Here is a 21,972-nt window from a genome sequence, read left to right on the forward strand (position 1 = left end):
GGCGATGCTTGAAGGAGTAATGATGCAAGATTTTCTCACCTTAACCCTCGCCGGAGACCGCCCCGTTGCCGTTGCCGGGCAAAACGCCCAACTGAGCTGGCGATGGATTGATGAAGGTATTCTGGAACTGACGCCGCATCACCCGGCGCAAATGGCCCTGGTGATCTCCACCGGCATCCACGGTAACGAAACGGCTCCCGTTGAAATTGTCGACCGGCTGTTGAATTCGCTGCTGAGCGGTGAGACACCGCTGGTGGCGCGCCTGTTGGTGATTTACGGCAATCCGGCGGCGATGCGGCAGAATAAGCGCTATGTGCATGGCGATATGAATCGGATGTTCGGCGGCAGGTGGCAGCAGTACGAAGACTGCCCGGAGGCGCGCCGCGCATGGCGTCTTGAGCAGGCAATGGAGAATTTCTGGCAGGTCAGCGAGCATGACGAGGTGCGCTGGCATATTGATATGCATACGGCGATTCGCGGTTCGTATCATCCACGCTTTGGCGTGATGCCGCAGCGTGAAACGCCGTGGCCGGAAGATTTTCTTCACTGGCTGGGGGCCGCAGGGCTGGAGGCGCTGGTGTTCCATCGTGCGCCAGGTGGAACCTATACGCATTACAGTAGCCATCATTTCCATGCGGCCAGCTGTACGCTGGAGCTGGGTAAAGCGCTGCCGTTTGGCCATAACGATCTGACGCAGTTTTCCGCAGCCGACAGGGCGCTGAGTGCGCTGGTTAGCGGCGGCACGTTGCCTGCGGTGGGGGTTCAACCGCTGCGCTATCGCGTTTCGCAGCAGATCACCCGGCATTCAGACCGTTTTGTGCTGCATATGGGGGGAGAGACGCTGAACTTTACCGCGTTTGCTCAGGGGACGCTGCTGGCCGAGGACGGTGATACGCAGTATTACGTTCAGCAGGCGCGGGAGTATGTTTTGTTCCCTAACCCGAATGTGGCTGAAGGTTTGCGGGCGGGTTTGATGCTGGTGGCGGAGGATGCCAGCGAGGTGATTGATGTGTCTGAGTCTGAGGGCGCCAGCGTTTTTAGTCCTCCGGCGTAAGATGTGTTAATCAGTTGGAGTACGTTGCTGAATAATCCGGATCGTTAATATTGTTTGGCTGGTTGGTATCGCGGTGGCATTGGTGGCTGGCTGAGCCTCTGTGGCTGCGGCCGGGCGGTCCTCGCGCCGTGTTTCGCCCGGTGCCTTCGATTCCAGCATCCGGCCTGTCGGAGCGGCTGCGACGTGTCATCCCTGACCCGACGCAGCCTTACGCCAACGTCCTGTTGGCGTATCCTGGCCTGACGCTTTCATCTCAGCGCTGTGGATTGCCCGGTCGCATCCGCAGAGGCTCTGCCTGTAGTATCTCCGTTGCTGTTTAAATCGCTAATCTGTTGAGAACGGGTCGGTAACGTCGTTGTTGCTTTGGGAGCGGGGTGGTGCTGAGCCTCTGTGGCCGCGGTCGGGCGGTCGGGCGGTCCTCGCGCCGAGCTTCGCCCGGTGCCTTCGATGCCAGCATCCGGCCTGTCGGACCGGCTGCGACGTGTCATCCCTGACCCGACGCAGCCTTACGCCAACGTCCTGTTGGCATATCCTGGCCTGACGCTTTCATCTCAGCGCTGTGGATTGCCCGGTCGCAACCACAGAGGCTCTGCCTGTAATATCTCCGTCGCTGGCTTTTAACAGGCAATTCTGGATTCCAGGAGCATGCTGGCGGTTCCCCAGGCTGGCAATCCGCAGCGCTGAACGCAGAAAGGAAGCCAGGATGTGCCCGCAGGACGCGGGCACAAGGCTCGGTCGGCGCAGGGACGCGACGTCTGAGCCGGTCCGGCAGGCTGACGAACGGAGTGAAGGTACCGCGCAGCGGCGCGAGGACCCGCCAGACGGGGGAACCGCCAGCGTGCTTATCCCCCTTATCGCTACAAATCTTACCCTCAAATTTCCAGCAGCGGGCACCCGCAGAAAAGTGTAAAGAGCTTAACTTTTTCCTTCCGAAATCCCACCTGGAGGATTACACTCCTCCATATTCCCTGCATAAATCCCTTCAAATTCATATTCTTTTGCAATTCTTCACCATAATCTTCTCATTCTCTCCATGATTGGCTTCAAATTGTCTTTTATGCTTTCAGGCCTTTACCAACCCTCTGAGTACTTGACGTTGGGCATCGTAAACTGGCTCCCGACAACGCGACAACCGGGTCGCCATAGAAATGAAACATAAGGACAATACTATGCGTAAATTAACTTCCCTGATTGTTGCTGCCACGCTGGCAGTGGGTGCAGCAAATATCGTTCATGCTGCAAACGACAACCTGACTCCACCTCCTGCCGGTGGCGACAAACCAATGATGCATAAGCCACCTCGTCACGGCGGCGGTATGCACGATATGTTTAAAGGTCTGAATCTGACCGATGCGCAGAAGCAGCAGATTCGCACCATCATGAAAGAGTCGCACAAGGACATGAAACGTCCTTCGCTGGAAGAGCGCCGTGCAATGCACAGCATTATCGCTTCCGATACCTTCGATCGGGCTAAAGCGGAAGCGCAGGCAACGCAGATGGCCGCCAACGGTAAAGAGCGCGCCCTGTCTATGCTGGAAACGCAGAACAAGATGTATAACGTGCTGACGCCTGAGCAGAAAAAACAGTTCAACCAGGATTTTGAGAAACGTCTGACTGAAAAACCGAAGCATGAAGGTAAAATGCCTCCTGCAGACGACTAATCCTCGTTAAACGTATTTGAAACCGCCGGTGTTGCTCACCTCCGCCCTCAGGGCAGTGGGCAACACCGGCGGTTTTGTTTGGTGATGAGTTCAGAGTGACACGATCGGCAGTTTGCCGGCCATTAGCGGTTTACTGAGGATCTTATAGCCATCGCTGTCAAAACCCGGCAGTGTGGTGCAGAGCGATGCTGCTTCCGCGATATCGCTGACCGAGCCCAGATAGAGCCAGTTGTTAATGATGTGGATTTGCTTCCGGTCAACCCCTTCTTCAATCACGCCAACGGCTCCCTGCCACGGCCAGCACTGTACACGCACCGCTTCCAGAGCGGCTAACAGCCGCTGCTGATGCGCTTCCACGCTCTCTTTACCGCAGCAGGCCCCGCCACAGCGCCGTAGCGCCGAACGGAAACAGCCGCGACCGGCGGTCAGCGGTTCCATACCCAGCAATCCGTAGCAAAGCTGCTGCTCGTCGGCAATTTTTTGTAAATGCTGAAGAGCAGCGCGGCGGTTGGCATACAGACCGAACAGGTTTGGCGTGTGTGAGAAATCAACCTCTTTGGCGTAGACCACCTGCGGGCGTTGATTCACCAGCTGCAGCGCGCACAACTGACGGTTTTTGCGCAGACGTTTGTTAAACAGCGGCTGCTGGATCTTAATCATCTGCGCTTCAAGCAGCAGCGCGCCCAGCTCGCCGGCAGTAGTAATAAAGCTGATACGCGTTGACTGACGCAGCATTTTTGCTTCATCGGCGGTACGCAGGTGCGACATCACCCGGCTGCGGATATTGACGCTTTTGCCGATATAGAGCGGCAGGCTGTCACTTTCACCATGAAAGGTGTAGACACCAGGGAGGTTGGGGAGATCGTCTATCCACGGGCGCAGATGCTCTGGATATTGATAAATTGCCGCCGCTTCAAACTCCAGACGGTGGCTGACGATTTTTTTGACCACTACGGACTCCAGTTGCTGGTTGTTCATACAGTATAGCGAAAATATCTATCAGCGGTTAGTTGTGGACAGCTGCGCGGAACCAAAGACCAGGGGGAGTAGAAGTAGTAACAGGAATAAGTGAATCAGAAGCAATAAGTTGGAGGCAGGCAGTGGGTGGTTGGAAATCGGCAGAAGAAAGATCATCCAGCTGGCAATAAAAGTCGCCGCCAGCCAGATGATATGAGATTCCTGAGTAAACCAGCGGCTCGCGGTGAGCCGCTTTATTATCGCACTGGGCGATGGCCTTAACGGCTATTTTTAATACCGGGCAGTCACAGTGGCATTTACCGGTTTATTTTTTCCAGAAATCATCAAACACGGTAATCGGCGTACGGCGCTTGTGCTCGGTTTTCTGATACCAGCCTTCAATGATTTTCGCTGCGGCAGGATCGATAGTTTCACCTTCCAGGTAACGATCGATCAGCTCATAGGTAACCCCAAGAGCAACTTCATCCTGCAGGCCGGGGCGATTATCTTCCAGGTCTGCGGTTGGCTGCTTCAGATAGAGGTGTTCCGGGCAGCCCAGCGCTTTCAGCAGCTGTTTTCCCTGTCCCTTATTCAGTCGGAAAATCGGGTTGATGTCGGTGCCGCCGTCGCCATATTTGGTGAAGAAACCGGTCAGCGCCTCGGCCGCATGGTCGGTACCCACAACGACGCCCGCCGTCATGCCTGCGATGCTGTACTGGGCTTTCATGCGTTCACGCGCTTTTTCATTGCCGCGAATAAAGTCAGACAGCGTAATACCGGCATCGTGCAGCGCCTGCTCGCTCGCCAGCACCGCCTGCTTGATATTCACCGTCAGGACGCGGTCCGGCTGGATAAAACCAATCGCATCCTGACAGTCCTGTTCATCCGCCTGCACGCCGTAGGGCAGACGCACGGCAATAAACTGATAGGCGGTGTCAGTGGTTTCTTCGCGCAGTTCGTTAATCGCGGTCTGGCACAGCTTTCCGGTGAGCGTTGAGTCCTGACCACCGCTGATGCCCAGCACCAGGGTTTTCAAAAACGGATACGTTTTCAGGTAGGACTTAAGAAAATCAACGCTGGTGCGAATTTCTGTATGTGCATCAATCACCGGTTTCACACCCAGTGCCGCAATAATGTCCTGTTGCAGAGCCATTTACCTCTCCTCAGATTCAGCGCCGACGGACGGCAGCCAGTAAAATTATGTCTGTTTAAGCTAACGCGCCCGGCGCGAAACAACAATCTTCATCCGCGATGTTTATCACCGACTGCTGACAAATCAGACTTTTTTCGGCTTTTGCGCCAGCAGCGTAAACATCACGATAGCCAGCATGTAGCAACCAAAGATGGTTGCCGCCATGGTCATCACTGACGTTCCACCTATACCGGTAACCGGCACGCTGATGCCGCCGAGGGTAAACATTGCCACGCCCAGCACCGCCGACGCGCTACCTGCCCGATGCCCCTGGCTTTGCATCGCCAGCGAGGAGGCGGTGACCGAAATCACCCCGTTGCTGGCCACGCTAAAGAACAGGGCAATCAATACGATCGGCAGCGCAGCGCCGCTGAGTCCGGCCAGCAATAGAGTACCCGACGAGATAAAGGCGAGTATCAATCCCCCTTTTAGCACCCGATATTCCCCCCACAACGGGCAGAGACGCGCGCTAACCTGAGAAGCAATAATCAGGCCGATACCGTTAGCCGCGAAGCAGAAGCTGAACGCCTGGGGTGAAAGATGATAAATCTCCTGCAGGACGAACGGTGATGCACCGATGTAAGCAAACATCCCTGACATCATAAAGCCCTGAGTCAGGCAGAAGCCCATAAACGGACGATGGGTGATAACCTGGCCCAACGCCGCCCAGGCGGAAAGTATGCTGCCCTGGCTCCGGCGTTCAGGAGCCAGCGTTTCATGCAGCTTCAGCTTAGCCAGAATAAATAGCAGCACGGCGATAACCGCCAGCGCCATAAACAGCCCGCGCCAGTTAAGGAAGGTCATCAGCGCACCGCCCATCACCGGAGCGGCAATCGGCGCAAGACCATTCACCAGCATCAGCAGGGCAAAAAAGCGCGTCAGCTCATGGCCGGTATACATATCGCGAGCAATGGCGCGCGACAGTACGGCACCACCTGCACCCGCCATTCCCTCGAACAGTCGCGCCAGCAGCAACTGGTGGATATCCTGTGCGAGCGCGCAGCCAATGGAAGCAATCAGCAGCAGGACCAGCGACAACAGTAGCGGGCGAATGCGGCCGTATTTATCGCTGAGTGGGCCAAAGAACAGCTGGCCGAGACCCAGACCAAGCAGACCCGCGGTGAGGCTTAACTGAGCGGTGGCTGTTGGGGTTTGTAAATCGCTGGCAAGTTCCGGCAGCGCCGGCAGATACAGGTCTATGCACAGCGGGCCGAGCGCTGCCAGAAGGCCGAGCGTGATGGCGTAGCCAAGACGGTTTGGAGATGCAGGTGTCATGAATCCTCTGAATGAAATAGCAGTTGGTGGATCTGTTGGTAGAGCGGGTAGAGCGTTTCGGCTGACGCTTTCTGCGGCGTCAGGCGGCGATAAGCAGTGCCTTCAACCAGCACGGCAAGGACTTCCACACAGCTGCGGATTTTCTCGTTGCTAAAGCCGGGGTACTCTTGTTTAACGTTTTCGCAGGCCCGATCAAATATGCGGGTATCGGCTTCCTGCATCATCAATGCAACACGAGGATTGCGGGTTGCTTCTGCAGCAACCTCCAGCATTAACGCCTCATCATCTTCATTCAGCACATGACGCCAGGCCAGGAGCTGGGGTAGATGATGACTGCTACTGGTATCGATCATCTGCTCAATTCGCCGGTCGATAATGCGCTTTATCATCTCTTCGATAATCGCGTCTTTATTGGAAAAATAACGATAAATCTGCCCAACGCTGAGTTGGGCTTCCGATGCCAGGTGCGCCATGCTTGCAGCATGAAAGCCGTACTGACGAAAACAACGGCGTGCGGCGGTGATGATTTCATCCTGACGCAGGCGATGTCTGGCATCACGCGCTTCGTTATGCATGATGAAAAGCCCTCCGCGACCGGGTATTTTTACCCGGTATTGCATATGAAACGGGTTAAAACTGGAATGTGAACGTTCATTCTCATTAATGGCAGTATAAAGCCCGCGGCGGCAGAAATGTAATAATTTCGCCAGTTAAAGTTGAAAATGCAGCACTTATATTCCAGGCTTATATCCACATGGACAATAAATGAGGAATAACATATGCGTAAATTAACGGGATTGATTGGTGCTGCTGTGACTTTGGCCGTTCTTTCTGGCTGTACCGCTTACGATCGTGCCGAAAGCTATGTCACCAAGCCCGTGGTACAGGATGTGAAAAAAGGCATGACCCGCCAGCAGGTCCGTGATATTGCGGGTCCACCGTCTACGGAAATCACCATGGTGCACGCGCGTGGCACCTGTCAGACCTACGTTCTGGGTGAGCGAGACGGTAAACAGCAAACCTACTTTGTGAGCTACAGCGACACGGGGAAAGTGATGAATTACGGCTTCCAGAGCTGTAAAGAATACGATACCGATCCGCAGGCCGGGCAGTAATCCCGCAAAGGGTTGAGTTAGTACAGCCTGGATCGCGAAAACGAACGGCAACGCTAACATGCAGCGTTGCCGTTTTACTTTGCAGATAGCTATTCTTTTCTGCGCCTTGTGACCGGTCATAGCCCCGGTGGACGAGGAACTTCCAGGTACTCACCGTTGATATTGCGGCGGTAGTAGTGGCCGTCCTGAACGTAGTAGCGTTCACCGTTATAATCCAGCGCACGCATATCCGTCACCCGGTCAACGGGGCGATCAACCACCACATAGGTATTGTCGTTTTGCCGCTGATAGTAGTTACCGTTAAGCACATAGTAGGTCAGCCCGCCGATCAGTACCGCTGCTGCCGCATCAGGCAGTAACGATAGCCTTCCTGGCCCGCCGCCGCCGTGCCAGCCAGGACCAGGCCCCGGTGGGCCCCAGCCTCCTGGATGGGCGGATGCCAGCGCGGGTGCCAGCAGGGATAAGGCGAGCAGGGTGGTCATCACCTTTTTCATAAGCAGTTCTCCAGGTTCTTTGCGCTAGCATCGCCCCAGGCGTGGTGAAATACAAGCGGCTCCCGGCCGCTATTAGCGGCTGCTTACAGCGCTTAACGCTTCCTTAACCTGAGGACCACGATCGGGGGGGAATATGGGCAAGGCCAGCGACATTTTGAGGGAGCCGACGGCAAGGCTGCTGGAGAATGAGATTGCTGGCGAGGGAATCAACGCGTTCGTAAAAGGGCTGAGGTTGAATGAGCGGGGAGCGTAACAGAGAGTATGGCTGCTTAACCCGATGCCCATCAAGGCACCGGGTTAAAGCGAACGGCTAGCGATCAGCGGTGAGCGAGCTCGGCGTCGTTTTCCGCATCTGTGTTCAGAATCTGCTTGTCGGTCTGCTTAAGCCACTGGCTGGTCAGCGTACCGGCAGTCATTGAACCGTTGACGTTAAGCGCGGTGCGGCCCATGTCAATTAGAGGCTCGATGGAGATCAGCAGGGCCACCAGTGTGACAGGCAGACCCATGGCTGGCAGCACGATCAGTGCAGCGAACGTTGCACCGCCGCCCACGCCTGCAACGCCCGCAGAGCTCAGGGTAACGATACCGACCAGAGTGGCGATCCATACCGGGTCAAACGGGTTAATGCCGATAGTTGGCGCGACCATGACCGCCAGCATTGCCGGATAGAGACCGGCACAGCCATTCTGACCGATGGTGGCACCGAATGACGCCGCAAAGCTGGCGATGGATTCCGGCACGCCAAGGCGACGGGTCTGTGCTTCTACGCTCAGTGGAATGGTTGCAGCGCTGGAACGGCTGGTAAAGGCAAAGGTAATTACCGGCCACACTTTGCGGAAGAAACGCAGTGGGTTTACGCCGTTTACCGACAGCAGCAGAGCGTGCACTGCAAACATGATTGCCAGTCCAAGGTATGACGCCAGCACAAAGCTACCCAGCTTGATAATGTCAGCGACATTCGAAGTCGCTACCACTTTGGTCATCAGTGCCATGACGCCGTAAGGAGTCAGCTTCATAATCAGGCGCACCAGCTTCATTACCCAGGACTGCAGGGTATCGATGGCTTTCAGCACGCGCTGGCCTTTCTCTGCATCATCCTTCAGCAACTGCAGCGCTGCTACCCCGAGGAAGGCGGCAAAAATCACCACGCTGATAATCGACGTTGGATTCGCGCCGGTCAGATCCGCAAACGGGTTTTTAGGGATAAAGGAAAGCAGCAACTGTGGGGCGCTCAGATCGGCAACTTTACCCACGTAGTTGTTCTGAATCGCCGTCAGGCGCGCGGTTTCCTGCACGCCCTGCACCAGACCGCTGGCGTTCAGCCCGAACAGCCAGGTAACCAGCACGCCAACCGCCGCTGAAATTGCGGTAGTAAACAGCAGCACGCCAATAGTCAGTACACTAATTTTACCCAACGATGACGCGTTGTGCAGGCGAGCAACGGCGCTGAGGATCGAGGCGAAAACCAGCGGCATAATGATCATCTGCAGCAGCTGGACGTAACCGTTACCGACGAGATTGAACCAGCTGACGGATTGTTTTATCACGTCACTGTTTTCACCATAGAGGGTGTGCAGCACCAGGCCAAACAGCACACCAACCACCAGGCCTGCGAGGACCTTTTTCGACAGGCTCCAGCCGCGGCGGCCGGTTTTTGCCAGCAGCAATAACAGGGCGACGAAAGCCACCAGGTTAATAATGAGCGGGAAATTCATTAAGGCATTCTCCAAAAGTGACGGCGCGAAAGCGCCGCCGTAGCGGTCGACAGTTAATTTCTGTCGCGCAGCAAGTAGGTCAGTGGCGAAATGGTAACAGTTTGGAATGGTGCAGGTTTATATCCAAAAGGAATTATTTATAACTTTTTGGTGTTACTTGCTTAATTATCGCTCTGGTTGCGCATTAATTATTCTGCTGATGCTGTTTTGTACGGTATTTATCACGGAACTGGTCCATCCGCCCGCACCAAAATGCTGCATGCCGGGTGGGAAGAACATTGCATAGCCGACCAGCGCCAGGCATAACATGCGTTCCAGCTGATTGCCTTTCTGGCTATTGAGCAGCGGAAGCCGAAAACGCCAACGGCACGGCCAAAGCAGCGGCACGCCTGCGGGCGTGAGCATATCGGCAACAATATGGCTGAGGTAGCCCAGTACCATTCCCTGGAACGCGTCGGCGGGAATAATCCAGCCCGCGGGGAGTTTCATCTGTAACAGCGCTACGCCACCGGCCACGGCCAGCAGGCTGTGGGTAAACCCCCGATGGCCAAAAGCGCGGGCAATGGGCTGCGACAGCCATTTAAGCCGCTGACCGAGCAGCGATTTTGGGTGATCGATATCGGGTAGCAGGCAGGTCAGCAGCGTGGCCGGAATAATGTGCCACCAGTCCGCGCTGGCCAGAACCGGGGTCAGTTCGGCGCGCTTGGCAAAAATTGCGCTGGCAATGGCGAAAATAAGATGGCCTTCGGCCGTCATGGGAAGTACCTGGCTGCATAGCTGTCAATGCATCCAGTATAGGGAATATATACAGTAGAATAAATATGTGACGCTGTAACGAAAGATAAATATTTTTAGCCCGGATTAACATTTAAGCAACGAAGGTGAAAACAGCATCGCTGCGTTAGCTATCCGGGCAGTAAAAGTGAGCGAGTGGACCTTTTAGCGGCCGAGTAAATGCTGGCCGGTCAGCTCGGTCAACGACGTGAGCTTAACGTCCGCCAGCGCCCAGCGCGGATCGGCAGCGTACTCTGCATCAGGTACGACAATGGATCGCATACGCGCGGCTTTGGTGGCAACCATCCCGTTGAAGGAATCCTCGAGCGTGACGCAGTTAAGTGGATCAACGCCCAGACGTGCTGCGGCATCAAGGTAAACCTGTGGGTGCGGTTTGCTGTAGGGCAGGGATTCAGCAGAGGCGAGGATCTCGAAGTAACTGCGGATGTTAAACATCTCCAGTACCCGCTCAAGCATAAACAGTGGAGAGGCGGAAGCTAACGCAATCTTTAACCCCGAGCGCTGGCAAAGCTGCAGAGCGTTTTCCACGCCGGGCAGCAACGGGCGTGTTTCTTCCACCAGACTGAGTGCACGGTCGATAACACGCTTTGTAACTTCCTGCTGCGTTGGTCCGCTCCACGGCAGCGTTTCATACCACATGCGTACCACCTGATCGATGCGTAAGCCCAGGGTGTCGGGCAACTCTTCACGGCGGCTCAAATCGATGTCAAGCGTGCTGAAAATATCCAGTTCTGCCTGTTCCCAGAGTGGTTCGGAGTCGATCAGCAGGCCATCCATATCGAAAATGGCGGCAACGACGGGGCGGTGATAGGACATTTTGTGGCTCCATTAAACGGTTTATGTCATTTTAACATGAACATGGTATCGACCAAAAATCGCTGCAGGCCGTGACATGAGGTGAACGCAGGCATAAAGCCGCCCCGCGGGCAGCATTTAGCAGGCACTTTTCTTTCAGTACAGGTAGACTGTCGGCGAAATATCATATGGACGGGAGAAAGCATGACTTATCAACGGGCTGGCCAGATCGCAATCGTCAAGCGTATCGCAGGCTGGATTATCTTTATTCCTGCACTGTTATCCACGCTGATTTCGCTGATGGGTTTTCTGGAAAAAAGCCAGGAACAGCGGGACGGCATTAACGCGGTAATGCAGGATTTTACCCATGTGATGATCGATATGATCCGCTTTAACACCGGTTTTTTGCACAGCTTCTGGACGAATTCTCCGGTGCCAAACTTTAACGGCGGCAGCAATCTTCAGTTTTGGGCGATCTACATTCTGATTTTCGTCGGGCTGGCACTGCAGGCTTCCGGCGCGCGTATGTGGCGCCAGTCGCGACATCTGCGCGAAGGGATTGAAGACCGTATGATTCTGGAGCAGGCAAGAGGGGATGAAGGCCTTAGCCGCCAGCAGCTGGAGGAGAAAATTGTGGTGCCACGGCACACCATTTTCCTGCAGTTTTTCCCGCTCTATATTTTGCCGCTGATCGTTGCCGTGGCCGGGTATTTTGTGCTGAAACTGCTCGGTTTTATTGTCTGATCGCTGCGCGCGCAGGCTGGCATTCAGGCCAGATGCGCGCGCTTCCTACCTGATTCATCCTCGTCCAATAGCGCAACGACTGCACGCTGCGCCTCACCCAACCAGCTACCGCCAAAGACATTTGCCCTGTTAAGCAGATAGTAAAGCTGATAAACCGGCTGTCGTTGAAGGTAGTCCTCCGGAAGCGGCCATACCGACTGGTAGCCAGCCAAAATCTCTGCGGGAAGATCGGGATACCAGGCCAGCATTGCCAGATCGCACTCCCGGTCGCCCCAGTAACAGGCGGGGTCGAAGATCCACGGCCCGCTGCTGCTGCCTGCACAGTTGGCCGGCCACAAATCACCGTGAAGCAAGGAAGGCTGCGGATGATGCGATGCCAGAATGCTCTGCGCGCAGCGAGTGATTAGTTCGATGTCACCGTACTGAATCCCTTTCTCCGCCGCCAGCTGCAGCTGCCAGCCGATACGCTGTTCCGCAAAGAACAGTGACCAGCGGCGAAGCCAGCTGTTGGGCTGCGGTGAGGTGGTGATATTGTTATCGAAATCGAGGCCAAACTGCGGCTGCTCGCTCCACTGATGCAGACGCGCCAGCTGTTCGCCGAGCGTTCGGGCTGTAGAGGAATTTAACGGGCAGGGTTGGGTATATTCCAGCAGAAGGAAGCTGGCTTCACGAACGCTGCCGACGCCGTAGACCTTCGGCACGCGCACGGTTCCGCTGCGAGCCAGCAACTGAAGCTGATCGGCTTCCCAGGTGAACAAATCCAGCATCTCTCGCTGATTGCACTTAACGAACACCTGCTGCTCGCCATAATGCAGAAGCCAGGCAGGATGGACGTCCCCGCCCGGTAGCTCCGTACGGTGGGTGATTTCTCCGGGACCAAGCTGTTCATTCAACAAACGACTGATGGCTGACCACATAGGAAGCTCCTCTTTTGTACGCCGTGAACAGGGTTACCGTATCGCTTAAAGGATAACCAGTCTGCGCGTGAATGCACGTTAATCGTACATTTTTACAAAAACTTAGCTTTGATCCTGCTTATTAAATGATTCCAAAGTCCGGACTTCGACCTCCGGTTGTTTTCCCAGAACCAGTTCACCAATACTTTGTGCCTGCTCCCTGAGTTCTTCGAGAGACAGGGCACTGACGATACCGAAATTGTTGGTGCCCAGTTCATGCGGGTGCCCATCAGAGTCGTTGAGAGTGGTTGAAAACCCGGCATTTGCCATGGTGCTGTTAAGTTCAAGCAGATTAGCGAGCCCGGTTTCATGGTAGCGAAAGGTCACAACGTATTGGGTTACGGGAGAAGAAGTCATAGCTTACCTCGTTGTCTGAAAACTCATTTCATCATAGGACATGACCAGACCATGAAGGATGATCGGGTGATGGCTTGTGGAGAAATTTTATTAACATCCCCGGAGCGTATTAACATCCCCCTGTGCGTATTGACAGCGTCAGGGCAGGGTGCCGCACGTGTTGCAAATTTTGTTCGGTATTAATACCCGCACGAAGAGTGATTAACTGATGATTTTTTATTCACTTAACGCAGCCTGAATCAGCCAGGAAATGTGGAGTGCAGGATAACCTGTAATTAATATTTTGTTACATTACTGCTTTTTCTAAGTGCCGTTTCTGACCTGGCTAGAGATATTTCTTATTTACAGGCTGATGTTTTCCCGCCAAATACCCTCTATAATGCGCGCCGTTAATGAGATTGTTCTCATTCATAGAGTAGTTTCGTCATGATGCTTGTGAAAAAGAGTGATTTAACAAATTGTTACGTTTATTACCGTAAATTGCGTTGATCGTCCTTCAAAAGGCTTCAGACTTAATCTTTTCAAAACTGCCGTACGGGTCACATTAAATGAAAGCGCTTAGTAAACTGTCTGTCGTTCTGCTGCTCTCCGGGGGAGCACTGTGTCAACAAGCCCTGGCTGATAACAACGTATTTACGGTTATGGATGACCCGAGCACAGCCAAGAAACCATTTGAAGGGAATGCTGCTGCGGGCTATCTCGCTCAGAGCGGCAATACCAAAAGCTCATCGGCAACGGCAAATACCAATATGACCTGGTATCAGCCAAGCACCGCTTATAGCCTGTGGGGAAATGCGAGCAACACCTCCTCTAATGATGAGCGCTCTTCCGAAACCTACCAGGTGGGTGGACGTACACGTTATAACATGAACAGTGCAGACTACCTGTTCGGTCAGGCCAGCTGGCTCAGTGACCGTTTTAACGGCTACGACGGACGTTCCATTCTGGCCGCCGGTTATGGTCGCCAGCTGCTGAATGGTCCGGTGCACTCTCTGCGTGTGGAAGCCGGTCCTGGCGTGCGTTATGACGACTTCCATGAAGGCGGCCATGAAACTCAGGCCCTGGCCTATGGCGCATTCAGCTACCAGTGGCAGCTGACCGACAGCACCAAATTCATTCAGGGTGTGTCCGTGCTGGGTAGCGACGATACTACCGTCAACTCTGAAACCGGCCTGCAGGTAGCCATCAACGATCACTTCGCGCTGAAACTGGCTTACAACGTGACCTGGAACCAGAATCCACCAGAGTCCGCGCCGGAAAGAACCGACACCAAAACGTCGGTATTACTTTCCTACGCAATGTAATGCTCAACGGGCCGATAATTCGGCCCGTTATTCTTTTGGCACACAGTCAGATCTCTGGCGACACTTAATTCCCCTGCCGCAATTTAATCCCGCACCGTGCAATTACCCGACATGACGTGTAAGATACTACACCTTCAAAGGTTTCTCTGAATTTGAGTCGCTTTTGAGTCTGTGTACCAAACCGTGTACCAAACCGGCAAATGTGAGCGGGTTTTAAGTACTAAGGGTCTGGTTTATAAAGTAAAACCAATGTTTGTATGTAGCCTTGCGTATGGGTTACCACTGCAATTAAGGATGTTACATGCCAGTTATTACTCTTCCTGATGGAAGTAAGCGTTCGTTTGACCACGCGGTAAGCGTGATGGATATTGCCCTGGATATCGGTCCTGGCCTGGCGAAAGCCTGTATTGCCGGACGGGTAAATGGTGAACTGGTGGATGCGGTTGATCCGATCACCGAAGATGCCAATGTAGCCATCATCACCGCCAAAGATGAAGCCGGTCTGGAAATTATTCGCCACTCCTGTGCTCACCTGTTAGGTCATGCGATCAAGCAACTGTGGCCTGATACGAAAATGGCTATCGGTCCGGTGATCGACAACGGATTCTACTATGACGTAGACCTCGATCGTACCCTGACGCAGGAAGATATCGAACAGCTGGAAAAGCGTATGCACCAGCTGGCCGAAACGAATTATGACGTCGTCAAGAAGAAGGTCAGCTGGCAGGAAGCGCGTGACGCCTTTGCTGCACGTGGGGAAACCTACAAAATGACCATTCTTGATGAGAACATCAGCCATGACGATCGTCCTGGTCTGTATCATCACGAAGAATATGTCGATATGTGCCGTGGTCCGCACGTACCGAATATGCGTTTTTGCCATCACTTTAAGCTGCAGAAAATCTCCGGTGCCTACTGGCGCGGCGACAGCAATAATAAAATGCTGCAGCGTATCTACGGTACGGCATGGGCCGATAAGAAACAGCTCGCCGCGTATCTGCTGCGTCTGGAAGAAGCGGCAAAACGTGACCACCGCAAAATTGGCAAGCAGCTCGACCTGTATCATATGCAGGAAGAAGCACCGGGTATGGTGTTCTGGCACAACGACGGCTGGACTATCTTCCGCGAGCTGGAAGTGTTTGTGCGTACCAAGCTGAAAGAGTACGACTACCAGGAAGTGAAAGGTCCGTTCATGATGGACCGCGTGCTGTGGGAAAAAACCGGCCACTGGGAAAACTACAAAGAAGCCATGTTCACCACCTCTTCGGAGAACCGTGAATACTGCATTAAGCCAATGAACTGCCCGGGACACGTGCAGATTTTCAACCAGGGGCTGAAATCGTACCGCGATCTGCCGCTGCGTATGGCTGAATTTGGTAGCTGTCACCGTAATGAGCCGTCAGGCGCGCTGCATGGCCTGATGCGCGTACGTGGCTTTACTCAGGACGACGCCCATATCTTCTGTACGGAAGAGCAGGTGCGTGATGAGGTGAACAGCTGCATCAAGATGGTGTACGACATGTACAGCACCTTTGGTTTTGAAAAGATCGTGGTGAAACTCTCCACGCGTCCGGAAAAACGTATCGGTAGTGACGACCTGTGGGATCGCTCCGAGGCCGATCTGGCCGCCGCGCTGAAAGAGAACGAGATTCCGTTCGAATATCAGCCGGGTGAAGGCGCTTTCTACGGTCCTAAAATTGAATTTACCCTGCATGACTGCCTGGATCGTGCCTGGCAGTGCGGCACAGTACAGCTCGACTTCTCTCTGCCGGGCCGTCTGAATGCCTCTTATATAGGTGAAAGTAATGAACGTCAGGTGCCGGTAATGATTCACCGTGCAATCCTGGGGTCCATGGAGCGCTTTATCGGGATTTTGACCGAAGAATATGCCGGCTTCTTCCCGACCTGGCTTGCTCCGGTACAAGTTGTGGTAATGAATATTACCGATGGTCAGTCCGAATATGTTGCAGAATTGACTCGAAAATTGCAAAATGCGGGCATTCGTGCAAAAGCGGACTTGAGAAACGAGAAGATTGGCTTTAAAATTCGCGAACATACTTTACGTCGTGTCCCGTATATGTTGGTCTGTGGTGATAAAGAGGTGGAATCTGGCAAAGTGGCCGTTCGCACCCGCCGCGGTAAAGACCTGGGCAGCATGGACGTAAACGAAGTGATAGCGAAGCTGCAGAATGAAATTCGCAGCCGCAATCTTCATCAATTGGAGGAATAAAGTATTAAAGGCGGAAAACGAGTTCAACCGGCGCGTCCTAATCGAATTAACAGAGAAATTCGCGCCACTGAGGTTCGTCTGACAGGCGTCGATGGCGAACAGATTGGTATTGTCAGTCTGAATGAAGCTTTAGAAAAAGCTGAAGAAGCAGGCGTTGATCTCGTAGAGATCAGCCCTAACGCCGAGCCGCCCGTTTGCCGTATTATGGATTACGGCAAGTTCCTTTATGAAAAAAGCAAATCTTCTAAGGAACAGAAGAAAAAGCAAAAAGTTATCCAGGTTAAGGAAATTAAATTCCGTCCTGGTACCGATGATGGCGACTATCAGGTAAAACTACGCAACCTGATTCGCTTTCTGGAAGATGGCGATAAAGCTAAAATCACACTGCGGTTCCGTGGTCGTGAGATGGCGCACCAGCAGATCGGTATGGAAGTGCTTAACCGCGTCCGTAAAGACCTGTGTGAAGATATTGATCTGGCAATTGTCGAATCCTTCCCTACGAAGATCGAAGGTCGCCAGATGATTATGGTGCTCGCTCCCAAGAAGAAACAGTAGGCCCTAAAGTAATCTTGCCGTGCGTTTCGGCGTGCGGCGTGATTCGCCTGTCTGGTTCATTTTATTAACAATGCGAAGTGGATATTTTTTAAATGCCAAAGATTAAAACTGTACGTGGCGCGGCCAAGCGCTTCAAGAAGACCGCTTCTGGCGGCTTCAAGCGTAAACACGCTAACCTGCGTCATATTCTGACTAAAAAATCTACTAAGCGTAAACGTCACCTGCGTCCGAAAGGTCTGGTGTCTAAAGGCGATCTGGGTCTGGTTATTGCCTGCCTGCCGTACGCATAAGTATTTTTTTTAAACTTTCAGAATATTAACAGGAGAGCTAAATGGCTCGTGTAAAACGTGGTGTAGTTGCTCGCGCACGTCACAAAAAAATCTTAAAACAAGCTAAAGGTTACTACGGAGCACGTTCACGTGTTTACCGCGTTGCCTTCCAGGCAGTTATCAAAGCTGGTCAGTATGCTTACCGCGACCGTCGTCAGCGTAAGCGTCAGTTCCGTCAGCTGTGGATCGCGCGTATCAACGCAGCAGCCCGCACTAACGGTATTTCTTACAGCCGCTTCATCAATGGCCTGAAAAAGGCTTCTATTGAGATCGACCGTAAGATCCTGGCTGACATCGCTGTATTCGACAAAGCAGTATTCTCTGCTCTGGTAGAAAAAGCGAAAGCAGCTCTGGCGTAAGCCAGATTTGAAGAGGGGAGCCTGTCTCCCCTTTTTTATTGCTTGTAACCTAAGCAAAAGATTGACTTTTTTGCCTCCGGGCATTTCAATAGAACGGTTTCCGCAAGCAACCAGGTAACATTAAGCATGAACGCTAATTTTCGTTTCTTTTTTTACTTTAGCACCTGATTCTCGGGGGCTTTTGCGCAAAGAAAAGAAACGAAAAATCGCGCTAAAAGCCTCCCCCGTGGAGGCTTTTTTCGTTTCTGCACTGAATACATAACGATGTTATCGTAAAGTCTAAAAACAGACCGGCCACGGTGGCTGGAAGAAGAGGAAAGCATGTCACATCTCGCAGATCTGGTGGCGCAAGCGAAAGCCGCCATCAATGATGCTCAGGATGTCGCCGCGTTAGATAACGTTCGCGTCGAATACCTGGGGAAAAAAGGGCTTCTTACCCTGCAGATGACTACCCTGCGTGAACTGCCAGCGGAAGATCGCCCGGCAGCCGGTGCGGTAATCAATGAAGCTAAACAGCAGGTGCAGGATGCGCTTAATGCGCAAAAGAACGTGCTGGAATCTGCGGAGATGAACGCCCGTCTGGCCCAGGAAACTATTGATGTGTCCTTGCCAGGTCGTCGCATTGAAAATGGCGGTCTGCATCCGGTTACTCGTACCATCGATCGTATTGAAACCTTCTTCGGCGAACTGGGCTTCTCGGTAGAAACCGGACCGGAGATCGAAGACGACTATCATAACTTTGATGCGCTGAATATTCCTGGCCATCACCCAGCGCGCGCGGACCACGATACATTCTGGTTTGATGCCAAGCGCCTGCTGCGTACTCAGACTTCCGGCGTGCAGATCCGCACCATGGAAACCCAGCAGCCGCCGATTCGCGTCATTGTTCCGGGCCGCGTTTATCGTAATGACTACGATCAGACCCACACCCCAATGTTCCATCAGATGGAAGGCCTGATCGTTGATAAAAACATCAGCTTCACCAATCTGAAAGGCACGCTGCACGACTTCCTGAATAATTTCTTCGAAGCCGATCTGCAGGTTCGTTTCCGTCCTTCCTACTTCCCGTTCACTGAGCCTTCGGCGGAAGTGGATGTGATGGGTAAAAACGGCAAATGGCTGGAAGTGCTTGGCTGCGGCATGGTGCACCCGAACGTATTGCGTAATGTCGGCATCGATCCGGAAGTGTATTCCGGCTTTGCCTTCGGTATGGGTATGGAGCGTCTGACCATGCTGCGCTATGGCGTTAACGATCTGCGCGCCTTCTTCGAAAATGATTTACGTTTCCTCAAACAGTTTAAATAAGGGCGGGTAAAACCAATGAAATTCAGTGAACTCTGGTTACGTGAATGGGTCAATCCGGCCATTGACGGTGAAGCCCTGTCCGATCAAATTACCATGGCCGGTCTGGAAGTTGACGGTGTCGATGCTGTTGCCGGTGCTTTCAATGGCGTGGTGGTGGGTGAGGTGGTTGAATGCGGCCAGCACCCTAACGCGGATAAACTGCGCGTCACCAAAATCAACGTAGGCGGCGATCGCCTGCTGGATATCGTCTGCGGTGCGCCAAACTGCCGCCAGGGCCTGAAAGTGGCCGTTGCCACCGTCGGTGCCGTACTGCCAGGCGATTTCAAAATCAAGGCTGCCAAACTGCGCGGCGAGCCGTCTGAAGGGATGCTGTGTTCCTTCTCAGAACTGGGTATTTCCGACGATCACCAGGGCATCATTGAACTGCCGCTGGATGCGCCCGTCGGTACCGATATCCGCGAATACCTCAAGTTGGACGATAGCACCATTGAGATCAGCGTGACGCCAAACCGCGCCGACTGCCTGGGCATTATCGGCGTAGCGCGCGACGTGGCGGTGCTGAACAAACTGCCGCTGGCTGAGCCGGAAATTTTACCGGTAGCGGCAACGCTGGCCGATACCTTCCCGATTAGCGTGTCTGCGCCGGAAGCCTGCCCGCGCTATGTGGGCCGTGTCGTTAAAGGCGTTAATGTCAAAGCAGCCACCCCGCTGTGGATGAAAGAGAAGCTGCGTCGCTGCGGCATCCGTTCTATCGATCCGGTAGTGGATATCACCAACTTTGTGCTGCTGGAGCTCGGTCAGCCGATGCACGCCTTCGATCTGGATCGCATCAATGGTGAAATCATTGTGCGTCTGGCAGAACAGGGCGAAAAACTGACTCTGCTTGACGGTAGCGAAGCCACGCTGAACAGCGATACGCTGGTGATTGCCGATGCCAAACAGGCGCTGGCGATGGCCGGTATCTTTGGTGGCGATCACTCAGGCGTTAACGAAGAGACGCAGAATGTGCTGCTGGAATCCGCTTTCTTCAGCCCGCTGTCAATTACCGGCCGCGCGCGCCGTCACGGCCTGCACACCGATGCGTCTCACCGCTACGAGCGCGGCGTTGACCCTGCGCTGCAGTACAAAGCCATTGAACGCGCTACGCGCCTGCTGCTGGATATCTGCGGTGGTGAAGCCGGTCCTCTGATCGATGTCACCAGTGAACAGCACCTGCCGAAACGCGCCACTATCACCCTGCGTCGTGAGAAGCTGGATCGCCTGATTGGCCATGTGATTTCCGATGCGGACGTTACCGATTTCCTGACCCGTCTGGGCTGCGAAGTGACCGTCGGTAACGGCGAGTGGCAGGCGAAGGCACCGAGCTGGCGTTTCGATATGGAGATTGAAGAAGATCTCGTTGAAGAAGTCGCCCGCATTTACGGCTACAACAATATTCCACACGTTCCGGTCCAGGCATCTCTGGAGATGACCAAACACCGCGAAGCGGATCTGTCTCTGAAACGCGTTAAATCTCTGCTGGTCGATAAAGGCTATCAGGAAGCGATTACCTACAGCTTCGTTGACCCGAAAATTCAGGCGCTGCTGCATCCGGGTGAAGAGAGCCTGCTGTTGCCGAGCCCGATTTCCGTAGAAATGTCGGCGATGCGTCTGTCATTATGGAGCGGACTGCTCGGAGCTGTGGTGTATAACCAGAATCGCCAGCAGTCTCGTGTGCGTCTGTTCGAAAGTGGCCTGCGCTTTGTTCCTGATACACAGGCAAACCTGGGTATCCGTCAGGAGGTTATGCTGGCTGGCGTGATCACCGGTAATCGTAATGAAGAGCATTGGGATCTGGCGCGTCAGGCCGTTGACTTCTATGATTTGAAAGGTGATTTAGAGTCTCTGCTGGAATTAACTGGCAAGCTCGATGAGATCCAGTTCGTAGCAGAAGCTAATCCGGCGTTGCATCCGGGGCAGAGCGCAGCAATTTATTTACGCGGCGAAGCCATCGGATTCATCGGTGTGGTACACCCGGAACTTGAGCGAAAACTGGATCTTAACGGTCGTACGGTGGTGTTCGAACTGCTGTGGGATAAGGTCGCAGACCGCGTCCTGCCTGATGTCAGCGGTATTTCGCGCTTCCCGGCAAACCGCCGTGATATTGCCGTTGTAGTGGCAGAAAACGTCCCTGCAGCAGATATCATCACAGAGTGTAAGAAAGTTGGCGTAAATCAGGTAGTTGGCGTAAACTTGTTTGACGTGTACCGTGGTAAGGGCGTAGATGATGGTTTTAAGAGCCTCGCTATCAGCCTGATTTTGCAAGATACCAGCCGGACACTCGAAGAAGAGGAGATTGCCGCTACCGTTGCAAGATGTGTAGAGGCACTGAAAGAGCGATTCCAAGCATCCTTGAGGGATTGAACCTATGGCGCTTACAAAAGCTGAAATGTCTGAATATCTGTTTGAGAAGCTTGGGCTTAGCAAACGGGATGCCAAAGAGCTGGTAGAACTGTTTTTTGAAGAAGTGCGTCGTGCTTTGGAGAACGGTGAGCAGGTTAAGCTGTCAGGATTTGGCAACTTCGACCTTCGCGACAAGAATCAACGTCCGGGACGTAACCCAAAAACCGGGGAAGACATCCCGATTACGGCCCGTCGGGTAGTGACTTTCCGCCCTGGTCAGAAGTTGAAGAGCCGGGTAGAAAACGCTTCACCGAAAGAAGACTGATATTCGCAATTCAAAAAGGCCGCGCAAGCGGCCTTTTTCATGTCATTGACCCGTCCTGAATAGCGTTGACACG

22 protein-coding genes, 1 pseudogene and 1 other annotated feature are annotated in these 21,972 nt (G+C 53.6%); of the genes and pseudogenes, 13 read left to right on the forward strand and 10 right to left on the reverse strand.

The window, feature by feature from the left end:
- Nucleotides 1–22: 22 nt before the first annotated feature.
- Both astE and spy read left to right on the forward strand, forming a co-directional pair.
- On the forward strand, nucleotides 23–1,054 hold the full coding sequence (gene astE, locus IBT47_RS00090) for a succinylglutamate desuccinylase (protein WP_200558970.1): 1,032 nt from the start codon (nucleotides 23–25) through the stop codon (nucleotides 1,052–1,054).
- A gap of 1,169 nt (nucleotides 1,055–2,223) precedes the next feature.
- A complete protein-coding gene (spy, locus tag IBT47_RS00095; RefSeq protein WP_105595010.1) occupies nucleotides 2,224–2,715 on the forward strand; it encodes an ATP-independent periplasmic protein-refolding chaperone Spy in 492 nt (163 codons plus the stop codon).
- Nucleotides 2,716–2,805: 90 nt separating this feature from the next.
- On the opposite strand, the gene cho is transcribed toward spy, so the two are convergent.
- The 4 genes from cho to IBT47_RS00115 all read right to left on the reverse strand — a co-directional run bounded on the left by cho (nucleotide 2,806) and on the right by IBT47_RS00115 (nucleotide 6,714).
- Nucleotides 2,806–3,693: an excinuclease Cho gene (cho, locus tag IBT47_RS00100; RefSeq protein ID WP_234471625.1), complete on the reverse strand. Its 888-nt coding sequence runs from the start codon at nucleotides 3,691–3,693 to the stop codon at nucleotides 2,806–2,808.
- A gap of 304 nt (nucleotides 3,694–3,997) precedes the next feature.
- On the reverse strand, nucleotides 3,998–4,825 hold the full coding sequence (gene nadE / locus IBT47_RS00105) for an ammonia-dependent NAD(+) synthetase (RefSeq protein ID WP_200558577.1): 828 nt from the start codon (nucleotides 4,823–4,825) through the stop codon (nucleotides 3,998–4,000).
- A gap of 123 nt (nucleotides 4,826–4,948) precedes the next feature.
- A complete protein-coding gene (locus IBT47_RS00110; RefSeq protein WP_200558578.1) occupies nucleotides 4,949–6,139 on the reverse strand; it encodes a multidrug effflux MFS transporter in 1,191 nt (396 codons plus the stop codon).
- The gene (locus IBT47_RS00115) at nucleotides 6,136–6,714 is read right to left on the reverse strand and encodes a TetR/AcrR family transcriptional regulator (RefSeq protein WP_105595006.1); all 579 of its coding nucleotides are present in this window, start codon (nucleotides 6,712–6,714) and stop codon (nucleotides 6,136–6,138) included. The genes IBT47_RS00110 and IBT47_RS00115 overlap by 4 nt, the downstream gene beginning before the upstream one ends.
- Nucleotides 6,715–6,918: 204 nt before the next feature.
- Between IBT47_RS00115 and osmE the strand changes: the two genes are divergently transcribed.
- Nucleotides 6,919–7,254: an osmotically-inducible lipoprotein OsmE gene (gene osmE / locus IBT47_RS00120; protein WP_200544587.1), complete on the forward strand. Its 336-nt coding sequence runs from the start codon at nucleotides 6,919–6,921 to the stop codon at nucleotides 7,252–7,254.
- Between the two features lie 116 nt (nucleotides 7,255–7,370).
- Here osmE and IBT47_RS00125 read toward each other — a convergent pair whose 3' ends face one another.
- From IBT47_RS00125 to hxpB, 4 genes are all read right to left on the reverse strand, one after another.
- Nucleotides 7,371–7,748: a DUF6515 family protein gene (locus IBT47_RS00125; protein WP_200558583.1), complete on the reverse strand. Its 378-nt coding sequence runs from the start codon at nucleotides 7,746–7,748 to the stop codon at nucleotides 7,371–7,373.
- 317 nt (nucleotides 7,749–8,065) lie between these two features.
- Nucleotides 8,066–9,463: an L-cystine transporter gene (locus IBT47_RS00130; RefSeq protein WP_200558584.1), complete on the reverse strand. Its 1,398-nt coding sequence runs from the start codon at nucleotides 9,461–9,463 to the stop codon at nucleotides 8,066–8,068.
- A 165-nt stretch (nucleotides 9,464–9,628) separates the two neighbouring features.
- Nucleotides 9,629–10,219 carry a metal-dependent hydrolase gene (locus IBT47_RS00135; protein WP_200558585.1) on the reverse strand — a complete coding sequence of 197 codons (591 nt, stop codon included), beginning with the start codon at nucleotides 10,217–10,219 and terminating at the stop codon, nucleotides 9,629–9,631.
- A 183-nt stretch (nucleotides 10,220–10,402) separates the two neighbouring features.
- Nucleotides 10,403–11,074 carry a hexitol phosphatase HxpB gene (hxpB, locus tag IBT47_RS00140; RefSeq protein WP_200558586.1) on the reverse strand — a complete coding sequence of 224 codons (672 nt, stop codon included), beginning with the start codon at nucleotides 11,072–11,074 and terminating at the stop codon, nucleotides 10,403–10,405.
- A 183-nt stretch (nucleotides 11,075–11,257) separates the two neighbouring features.
- Here hxpB and IBT47_RS00145 point away from each other — a divergent pair, with 183 nt between their 5' ends.
- Nucleotides 11,258–11,797 carry a YniB family protein gene (locus IBT47_RS00145; RefSeq protein ID WP_200558587.1) on the forward strand — a complete coding sequence of 180 codons (540 nt, stop codon included), beginning with the start codon at nucleotides 11,258–11,260 and terminating at the stop codon, nucleotides 11,795–11,797.
- A 23-nt stretch (nucleotides 11,798–11,820) separates the two neighbouring features.
- On the opposite strand, the gene IBT47_RS00150 is transcribed toward IBT47_RS00145, so the two are convergent.
- The gene (locus IBT47_RS00150; RefSeq protein WP_200558589.1) at nucleotides 11,821–12,714 is read right to left on the reverse strand and encodes a fructosamine kinase family protein; all 894 of its coding nucleotides are present in this window, start codon (nucleotides 12,712–12,714) and stop codon (nucleotides 11,821–11,823) included.
- A gap of 102 nt (nucleotides 12,715–12,816) precedes the next feature.
- A complete protein-coding gene (ghoS, locus tag IBT47_RS00155; protein ID WP_200558591.1) occupies nucleotides 12,817–13,110 on the reverse strand; it encodes a type V toxin-antitoxin system endoribonuclease antitoxin GhoS in 294 nt (97 codons plus the stop codon).
- A 548-nt stretch (nucleotides 13,111–13,658) separates the two neighbouring features.
- On the opposite strand from ghoS, the gene IBT47_RS00160 reads away from it, so the two are divergent.
- From IBT47_RS00160 to ihfA, 9 genes and pseudogenes are all read left to right on the forward strand, one after another.
- Entirely contained in the window at nucleotides 13,659–14,414 is a 756-nt protein-coding gene (locus IBT47_RS00160; protein WP_105594997.1) for a YdiY family protein, read from the forward strand.
- A 301-nt stretch (nucleotides 14,415–14,715) separates the two neighbouring features.
- Nucleotides 14,716–16,644, forward strand: a complete 1,929-nt coding sequence (gene thrS / locus IBT47_RS00165) for a threonine--tRNA ligase (protein ID WP_200544602.1) — start codon at nucleotides 14,716–14,718, stop codon at nucleotides 16,642–16,644.
- Nucleotides 16,645–16,647: 3 nt separating this feature from the next.
- Nucleotides 16,648–17,199: a translation initiation factor IF-3 gene (gene infC, locus IBT47_RS00170; RefSeq protein WP_072166329.1), complete on the forward strand. Its 552-nt coding sequence runs from the start codon at nucleotides 16,648–16,650 to the stop codon at nucleotides 17,197–17,199.
- Between the two features lie 92 nt (nucleotides 17,200–17,291).
- A complete protein-coding gene (rpmI, locus tag IBT47_RS00175) occupies nucleotides 17,292–17,489 on the forward strand; it encodes a 50S ribosomal protein L35 (RefSeq protein WP_010275699.1) in 198 nt (65 codons plus the stop codon).
- A gap of 41 nt (nucleotides 17,490–17,530) precedes the next feature.
- On the forward strand, nucleotides 17,531–17,887 hold the full coding sequence (gene rplT, locus IBT47_RS00180; protein ID WP_105594995.1) for a 50S ribosomal protein L20: 357 nt from the start codon (nucleotides 17,531–17,533) through the stop codon (nucleotides 17,885–17,887).
- Between the two features lie 118 nt (nucleotides 17,888–18,005).
- Nucleotides 18,006–18,130, forward strand: a sequence feature (Phe leader region).
- Nucleotides 18,014–18,055, forward strand: a pseudogene (locus IBT47_RS00185) (hypothetical protein). (Overlaps the previous feature by 42 nt.)
- A gap of 78 nt (nucleotides 18,131–18,208) precedes the next feature.
- A complete protein-coding gene (pheS, locus tag IBT47_RS00190) occupies nucleotides 18,209–19,192 on the forward strand; it encodes a phenylalanine--tRNA ligase subunit alpha (RefSeq protein WP_105594994.1) in 984 nt (327 codons plus the stop codon).
- A gap of 15 nt (nucleotides 19,193–19,207) precedes the next feature.
- Nucleotides 19,208–21,595, forward strand: coding sequence for a phenylalanine--tRNA ligase subunit beta (gene pheT, locus IBT47_RS00195; protein ID WP_200558592.1), 2,388 nt, complete (start codon nucleotides 19,208–19,210; stop codon nucleotides 21,593–21,595).
- A gap of 4 nt (nucleotides 21,596–21,599) precedes the next feature.
- The gene (gene ihfA, locus IBT47_RS00200) at nucleotides 21,600–21,899 is read left to right on the forward strand and encodes an integration host factor subunit alpha (RefSeq protein WP_017802142.1); all 300 of its coding nucleotides are present in this window, start codon (nucleotides 21,600–21,602) and stop codon (nucleotides 21,897–21,899) included.
- Nucleotides 21,900–21,972: the final 73 nt, after the last annotated feature.

This window comes from Erwinia sp. S43 (assembly GCF_016624745.1).
GTDB classification, from domain to species: domain Bacteria; phylum Pseudomonadota; class Gammaproteobacteria; order Enterobacterales; family Enterobacteriaceae; genus Erwinia; species Erwinia coffeiphila.

Excerpts from the sequence above, each read along its gene's own strand:
- astE (WP_200558970.1), top strand. The coding sequence starts at position 23 with ATGCAAGATTTTCTCACCTTAACCCTCGCCGGAGACCGCCCCGTTGCC.
- IBT47_RS00135 (WP_200558585.1), bottom strand. The coding sequence starts at position 10,219 with ATGACGGCCGAAGGCCATCTTATTTTCGCCATTGCCAGCGCAATTTTT.
- IBT47_RS00125 (WP_200558583.1), bottom strand. The coding sequence starts at position 7,748 with ATGAAAAAGGTGATGACCACCCTGCTCGCCTTATCCCTGCTGGCACCC.
- rpmI (WP_010275699.1), top strand. The coding sequence starts at position 17,292 with ATGCCAAAGATTAAAACTGTACGTGGCGCGGCCAAGCGCTTCAAGAAG.
- IBT47_RS00110 (WP_200558578.1), bottom strand. The coding sequence starts at position 6,139 with ATGACACCTGCATCTCCAAACCGTCTTGGCTACGCCATCACGCTCGGC.
- IBT47_RS00160 (WP_105594997.1), top strand. The coding sequence starts at position 13,659 with ATGAAAGCGCTTAGTAAACTGTCTGTCGTTCTGCTGCTCTCCGGGGGA.
- nadE (WP_200558577.1), bottom strand. The coding sequence starts at position 4,825 with ATGGCTCTGCAACAGGACATTATTGCGGCACTGGGTGTGAAACCGGTG.
- thrS (WP_200544602.1), top strand. The coding sequence starts at position 14,716 with ATGCCAGTTATTACTCTTCCTGATGGAAGTAAGCGTTCGTTTGACCAC.
- IBT47_RS00145 (WP_200558587.1), top strand. The coding sequence starts at position 11,258 with ATGACTTATCAACGGGCTGGCCAGATCGCAATCGTCAAGCGTATCGCA.
- IBT47_RS00150 (WP_200558589.1), bottom strand. The coding sequence starts at position 12,714 with ATGTGGTCAGCCATCAGTCGTTTGTTGAATGAACAGCTTGGTCCCGGA.
- rplT (WP_105594995.1), top strand. The coding sequence starts at position 17,531 with ATGGCTCGTGTAAAACGTGGTGTAGTTGCTCGCGCACGTCACAAAAAA.
- cho (WP_234471625.1), bottom strand. The coding sequence starts at position 3,693 with ATGAACAACCAGCAACTGGAGTCCGTAGTGGTCAAAAAAATCGTCAGC.
- spy (WP_105595010.1), top strand. The coding sequence starts at position 2,224 with ATGCGTAAATTAACTTCCCTGATTGTTGCTGCCACGCTGGCAGTGGGT.
- pheS (WP_105594994.1), top strand. The coding sequence starts at position 18,209 with ATGTCACATCTCGCAGATCTGGTGGCGCAAGCGAAAGCCGCCATCAAT.
- IBT47_RS00115 (WP_105595006.1), bottom strand. The coding sequence starts at position 6,714 with ATGCATAACGAAGCGCGTGATGCCAGACATCGCCTGCGTCAGGATGAA.
- IBT47_RS00130 (WP_200558584.1), bottom strand. The coding sequence starts at position 9,463 with ATGAATTTCCCGCTCATTATTAACCTGGTGGCTTTCGTCGCCCTGTTA.
- pheT (WP_200558592.1), top strand. The coding sequence starts at position 19,208 with ATGAAATTCAGTGAACTCTGGTTACGTGAATGGGTCAATCCGGCCATT.
- ghoS (WP_200558591.1), bottom strand. The coding sequence starts at position 13,110 with ATGACTTCTTCTCCCGTAACCCAATACGTTGTGACCTTTCGCTACCAT.
- ihfA (WP_017802142.1), top strand. The coding sequence starts at position 21,600 with ATGGCGCTTACAAAAGCTGAAATGTCTGAATATCTGTTTGAGAAGCTT.
- osmE (WP_200544587.1), top strand. The coding sequence starts at position 6,919 with ATGCGTAAATTAACGGGATTGATTGGTGCTGCTGTGACTTTGGCCGTT.
- hxpB (WP_200558586.1), bottom strand. The coding sequence starts at position 11,074 with ATGTCCTATCACCGCCCCGTCGTTGCCGCCATTTTCGATATGGATGGC.